The sequence below is a fragment of the Cupriavidus sp. IDO genome, assembly GCF_000812465.1.
Classification (GTDB): domain Bacteria; phylum Pseudomonadota; class Gammaproteobacteria; order Burkholderiales; family Burkholderiaceae; genus Cupriavidus.
Genome location: NZ_JWMA01000168.1, coordinates 1 through 6,732, shown reverse-complemented (window position 1 = coordinate 6,732; position 6,732 = coordinate 1). Strand labels below are relative to the sequence as shown.

2 protein-coding genes and 2 pseudogenes are annotated in these 6,732 nt (G+C 62.2%); all 4 read left to right on the top strand.

What is annotated here, in order from left to right; translation table 11 throughout:
* Positions 1 to 274 (top strand): annotated as a pseudogene (locus RM96_RS31240) (DUF6088 family protein); the annotation flags it as partial.
* Positions 275 to 1,226: 952 nt separating this feature from the next.
* Complete coding sequence (locus tag RM96_RS31235) at positions 1,227 to 3,434, top strand: type I secretion system permease/ATPase (protein ID WP_039015615.1); 2,208 nt, start codon at positions 1,227 to 1,229, stop codon at positions 3,432 to 3,434.
* Positions 3,418 to 4,839, top strand: a complete 1,422-nt coding sequence (locus tag RM96_RS31230) for an HlyD family type I secretion periplasmic adaptor subunit (protein ID WP_152624250.1) — start codon at positions 3,418 to 3,420, stop codon at positions 4,837 to 4,839. Before RM96_RS31235 ends, RM96_RS31230 begins: the two co-directional genes overlap by 17 nt.
* A 133-nt stretch (positions 4,840 to 4,972) precedes the next feature.
* A pseudogene (locus RM96_RS31225) lies at positions 4,973 to 6,732 on the top strand (Ig-like domain repeat protein); the annotation flags it as partial.

Genomic DNA, 6,732 nt, shown 5'->3' with positions numbered 1-6,732 from the left:
TTGGGCAGGACGTCCTGCAATGCGTGTCGTTCAAGCATTGCATTGGCTTAAAGACACCATTGCCTCTGACAGCGAGCGGATAGCAACTGCGCTTCGCAACGTGCTCGAACACCCCGACCATGGTCAGTCAATCCGCGAGGACCTGATGGCCGGCCTCGGTGCCATGCCAGCATGGATGCGGACCTTTGTTCGCGATCTCCTGGATTGCAATGGCACAGGCGCCGCCACCGGCGAATGCGATGCGAAGAACGGGAAGGTGTCCCATGAAGCCTGACTATCGTCAAATCATCGAGGCAACCGACACGGACCGGCGAGACCTGTTTATAACTACGGCGGCAAGACTCGGGACGGCAGTCCAGCATATCGAGAAGGATTTTTGGGTGTGTTGGGCCCTAGATGGGGTGATCGTACTTTCCGTGCATTTTCTGGCGTTCTGCCCCGGAAAATCTCGATCTATCAAGGACTTACAAGTACACCAATCGGGCGAGACTCATTGCCCCGAAAAGCCTTGCTGCAGGCGGATGCGCGCCCTGTATCCGCCATTTTTTACATGAAAAGTACGATCACCCCATGATTGGCAACGCCCAGATGCATGGCCCCGGTGGGAACACTCTGCTGCCCGCCAATTCTGTTTGCTGGCCGCACAAGCCAACCACCACGGCCGGCTTTGCCCCCTTACGCCTCCTTATTGCGATACAGCTACCCAAGCCGTTTCAATGTCGCTACGCGATTCGGCATTGAGTCGCAACTGCCAAAATATCTGATCCGATTGCGGCGGCTCGCCGCCGGCTTGCCACAACGGCTGGCGCCAGCGCTGCCAGGCCCTGGCTGTAGCCGCGTGTAATCCGTAACAGCTCACACGAGACTGGAAGCAACGTTTCGTGGCTGAATCAAGCCTTCCTTCCTTGCCAGGCGTGGCTCTTTTACTAGCAATGGCAGCTATTTTCCAGCGAAAAGCTGATTAGCCCGAGCACGCGACGTTTCGCGCTTGAAATGTTTCTCCAGTCCGCCCCCCCTGCTTACCCCACATGGGCTCAACAATGCCTTGCCAGCCAGCCCCATTAGGCGCTTGGTATGCAATTTGCTGAGAGGGGACACATAGAGCGGAACAGCCAAAAAAAACGGGGAGAGGTTATGCAAGGCACGGGGGAAGCTATTGCCAGGGACGGGGCGGCTCCGGCGCTGCCTGGTTCTTCGCGGGCCAAGTTTGCCGGGGAGGGCTCCCAATGAATCGGGAAGACTCTCCAGTCCAGCCTGGGCCGGGGCAGCAAGCCGGATTCACGCAGCAACCCGCGGGCCTTGAGGCTTTGTCGGCTTCGGTCGACGATCCCTTACTCGGCTGTCTCCTGATACTCGGCAAGATGTTCAACCGGCCAATGTCGGCCGATACCCTGCGGGCGGGGCTGCCCCTGGTCGAGCATTGCCTGACGCCTGCCTTGTTCATCCGCGCGGCAGCCCGGGCGGGCCTGTCCGCCAAGCTTGTCAAGCGGCCCCTGCACGGCATCTCCGATCTGGTTCTGCCCGCCGTCCTGCTGTTGCAGGACAAGCAGGCGTGCGTACTGGTACGCAGGATAGGTGGCACCCGCACGCTTCTGGTAACACCCGAGTCCGGTGCCGGGGAGCATGAAATCGAACTCCAGGAACTTGAGCGGTGCTACACGGGCTACGCGTTGTTTGTGCGGCCAGCTTACCGCTTTGAAGAGGACTCGGCGCAGAGTGCCGTGCCCCGGCCGCGCCAGTGGTTCTGGGGCGTGGTCGTGCAATCCTGGCCGGTTTTCGGTGAGGTTCTGATCGCCTCGTTGCTCATCAATCTGTTCGCCCTTGTCATGCCACTGTTCACGATGAACGTGTATGACCGGGTGGTGCCGAATCGCGCGATGGAGACCTTATGGGCGCTAACCATCGGCGTGATGCTGGTAGTGGGATTCGATACGTTGATGCGCACCCTGCGCGGGTACTTTATCGACATTGCCGGCAAGAAGATCGACGTGATCCTGTCAACAAATATCTTCGAGAAAGTCCTCGGCATCCAGATGGCCGCGCGCCCCCCGTCAGTTGGCGGATTTGCCAATAATCTGCAGGAATTCGAGGCGGTACGCGAGTTTTGTACCTCGGCCACCATTACCGCGCTGATCGACGTCCCGTTCGTCGTGGTCTTTATCCTGGCGATATTCTGGGTGGGCGGCGCGTTAGGCTGGGCGCCGGTGATCGCGATTCCGCTGGTGGTCGGGGCCGGGCTTGCCCTGCAAGGACCGCTTGCGCAGGCCATCGAGGCGAATCAACGCCATGCGAGCCTGCGGCAGGCGATGCTGGTAGAGACCCTGGTTGGCCTGGAGACCATCAAGACGATGGGAGCCGAAGGGCCGGTGCAGGGCAAGTGGGAGCAAGCGCTTGGTCAGATTTCCAGGCTGGGTCTCAAGACTCGCCTCCTGTCAGCCTGTATCGTCAACTTTTCCTCCTTCGCTCAGCAAGCGGCCTACCTTGCCGTGGTGGTGCTTGGTGTCTACCTGATTGCCGATGACAAGTTGACCACCGGTGGCTTGATCGCATGCACTACCCTGACCGGCCGGGCGCTAGCCCCGATGTCCCAGGTGGCGGCCTTGCTGACACGCTATCACCAGTCGCGCGCAGCGCTTGCCTCGATCGATCGCCTGATGAAGCTGCCCGTGGAGCGCCCGGCCGAGAAGTCTTTCGTGCATCGTCCCAGGTTGCGGGGCGATATCGTATTCAGGAACGTTCGCTTTGCTTATCCTGGCCGCACCAGCACAGTCCTCGACGATGTTTCATTCCATATCGCGCCCGGTGAGCGCGTTGGGCTCATTGGCCGCATCGGTTCGGGCAAGACCACCATCGAAAAGCTCCTACTTGGGCTCTACCCGCCCACCTCGGGTTCGATACTGATCGACGGCACCGAATTGCGCCAGCTTGATCCCGCCGCACTGCGGCGCGACATCGGCTACGTGCCGCAAGACGTCGTCCTGTTCAATGGAAGCGTGCGCGAGAACATCCTGCTGGGTGCACCCTTCGCGGACGACGCTGCGGTGCTGCGCGCGGCGCAGGTCGGCGGTGTCACCGAATTCGTCAATGGTTCGCCGGATGGCTTCGACCTGCCAGTTGGTGAACGCGGTGAGGGCCTGTCTGGCGGACAACGGCAGGCCATTGCCATCGCCCGCGCCGCGCTTCTCGCGCCACCGCTTCTGGTCCTGGATGAGCCGAGCAGCGCGATGGACAATCGCTCGGAAGAGCTGCTCAAGGCCAGGTTGATGGCCGAGCTTGGCGGCCGCACGCTGCTGCTCGTCACTCACCGCACATCCCTGCTCAGCCTGGTTGACCGTCTGATCGTGATGGATCACGGCCGTGTGGTCGCTGACGGGCCCCGGGACGCGGTGCTCGCGGCCCTTGCAGGAAGGAAGCTCCATGTCGCAGCCGCTTGAAACACCGCGCCTTGACGAGGCGCCCCTGGGCGGCAAGCGCACCGATTGGCTAGGCAGGATCGCCACGGCGATTAGGCCGCGCGCGGACGACACCGCATACATGCAGGCGAGCAGCGCGGCGCTGATGGAGGGGCCACGTTCCTTCACCCACTGGATTCTCTGGTCGACGTTCCTCTTCCTGATTCTGGCGCTGACCTGGGCGGGCCTGGCCAAGGTGGATGAAGTAACGGTGGGCGAGGGGAAAGTGATTCCCTCCAACCAGGTCCAACTGGTGCAAAACCCGGATGGTGGCGTGGTTTCGGAAATCCTGGTGAGGGTGGGCGAGGTGGTGCAGAAAGATCAGCCCTTGATGCGCATCGATGACACCAGGTTCAGTGCCTCTTACAAGGAGGGCCAGGCAAAGGATGATGCCCTGATTGCGAGGATGGCGCGTTTGAAAGCCGAAGCCGGCGGCACACCCTTCATCTCGACACGGCGGGCGGAGGGGATACAAGGAGATAAGTTCTTCGCCGAAGAGCAGAACCTGTTTGAGTCCCGCCAGCGTGAATTGCAGGCAAGCCTGGCCGTGCTACGCCAGCAGGCCGATCAACGCCGGCAGGAACTCGCCGAAAAGCGCTCACGCGAGGCGCAATTGCTGCAAAGCTACGCACTGGTTTCGAAGGAACTGGCGATGACGCGCCCGCTTGCGCAAAAGGGCGTCGTGTCCGACGTAGAGCTGTTGCGGCTGGAGCGGGAAGCCAATGACCTGGCCGGTGAACTCAGTGCGACCAGACTTTCTCTGCCCCGGCTGGATGCCGCCTACCGGGAAGCGCGCCAGAAGATCGACGAAATGAGCGCGCACTTTCGTGCTGACGCCATGAAAGACCTCAACCAGGCGGGCGCGGAGCAAGCCGCATTGAGCGCTGCCAACACAGCATTGGAAGACCGGGTCGTACACGCCGTGGTGCGGGCTCCGGTAGCGGGTGTTGTCAAACAGATCAAGCTGAATACAGTAGGGGGCGTGGCCCAGCCCGGCATGGACCTGATGGAGATCGTGCCGCTGGAAGACACGCTGTTGATCGAAGCACGTGTACGTCCCGCGGACGTTGCCTACCTGCACGTGGGGCAGGAGGCAATGGTCAAACTGTCGGCCTACGACTATTCCATCTTCGGCGGCTTTCCGGCGACGCTGGAGCATATCAGCGCCGATACGCTAGTCCCGGAAAAACCCGGTGAAAAGCCCGAGCCCTACTATCGGATCCTGGTGCGGACAAAGCAGAACAGGCCAAGCGGGCGCGGCGATCCCGTGCCGATACTGCCTGGCATGGTGGCCACGGTTGACATCCGCACAGGCCAGAAGACCGTACTGCATTACTTGCTGAAGCCCATCATAAAAACCAAGGACGTGGCGCTGCGCGAGCGCTAACCGCGCCAGTGAATAAGCTGCTTGACGGGAAATGAGTATGGTCATCGTTGCCGCCACTTCGGTGATACGCCGAGTCGGGCTAGCAGCATCCTGCTTTCAACGCTAAACCTCAGAGACGATCACGGAGTTTGTCATGGCTACGAATAACAACGGTACTGCGACTTCGATCTCCAATACGCCCCAGGCGACGGACGACGTATTTACCGCGGCAATGACAGGCCTCACGTGCAGCTCGCTCGGGACGATCTGCTTGAACGTCATGGCCAATGATCTCGGCGGAGCCGCGAAGACGCTGTACTCGATCGATTCCGGCAGCGAGACGACGATTGCTGCCGAGCAAAGCGCGCTGCTCAGTCAGGACACCGTGAGGGCGGAAACGGTGAACGGGGACCTGAGCTATCATGGCGCGCACATCTGGATCACGGCGGATGGAAAGATTGGCTACGATGCGCGGAGCCTGGATCCGACATGGCTTTCCAACAGCTACCGTGACCTTGGCTATGCGACGGACAGCTTCACCTATGCCATCCGGCTCGGCAATGGCACCCTGAGCTGGGCCACCGCTTACGTAGAGATCGCTCCGCCCAAGCCAGTGGTGACACTTGCGCATGACACTGGCGCTTCCAGCACTGACAATGTCACCAACGATGGCTCGCTCTGCCTGACGGGGATCGCACACGGTGCGACGGTCCAGTACAGCGTCGACGGCGGTACGACATGGAACGGCAGCTTCAGCACGGCGGAGGGCATGAACAACCTGCTGGTGCGCCAGATTGACATACACGGCAACGTTTCGGGCGCAACCAATCTCACTTTCTCGCTCGACACGGGAGCGCCAACAGTAATGTGGCCATCCGATGCCAGGACGGGAGTCGAGGGCTCCCCAATCGCGCTAGGTGCGCTCTCGGCGACGGCGTTCGGCTCTGGCAATGGCCTGGCCTCGCTGGTGGTCAGCGCGATCCCGGTCGGTGCCACACTGAGCGATGGCAGCCATAGCTTCACCGCCGATGCGAGCCACACCGCGATCGATGTTCATGGCTGGACGCTGAGCTCGCTGACCATCACGCCGTCCGGCGATGCCAACTTCACGCTGAATGTCAGGGCGACTGATATGGCCGGCAATAGTTCCACGGCCACCGAGGCGGTCACGGTCAATCCGCTGGCGCCGACGCTGGCGCCGGTGGCCGAGAGTGGCGTCGAAGGGGCGGCGATCGCGCTGAACCTCGGCGCCACGGTCAACGGCCTGGCCGGCGATGCCAACGGCCTCGCTTCGCTGGTGGTGAGTGCGATCCCGATTGGCGCCACGCTGAGCGATGGCGCCGGCGGTCATACCTTCACGGCCAACGCGAGCCACACGGCGATCGACATCCACGGCTGGACGCTGGGCTCGCTGACCATCACGCCGCCCAACGACACCAACTTCACGCTGAGCGTAGCGGCCACCGCCACCGATAGCGAGGGCAACCTCAGCGCGATCACCACCGCCACCGAGGCGGTCACGGTCCACCCGCTGGCGCCGACGCTGGCGCCGGTGGCCGAGAGCGGGGTGGAAGGAGCGGCGATCGCGCTGAACCTCGGCGCCGCGGTCAACGGCCTCGCCGGCGATAGCAACAGCCTCGCTTCGCTGGTGGTGAGCGCCATCCCGGCCGGCGCCACGCTAAGCGATGGCAGCCACAGCTTCACTGCCGATGCGAGCCACAGCTCGGTCGATGTGTCGGGCTGGGCGCTCAGTTCACTGACCATCACGCCGCCCAACGACACCAACTTCACGCTGAACGTGGCGGCCACCGCCACCGATGGCGAAGGGAACCTCAGCACCACCACCACCGCCACCGAAGCGGTGACGGTCAGCCCGCTGGCGCCGACGCTGGCGCCGGTGGCCGAGAGCGGGGT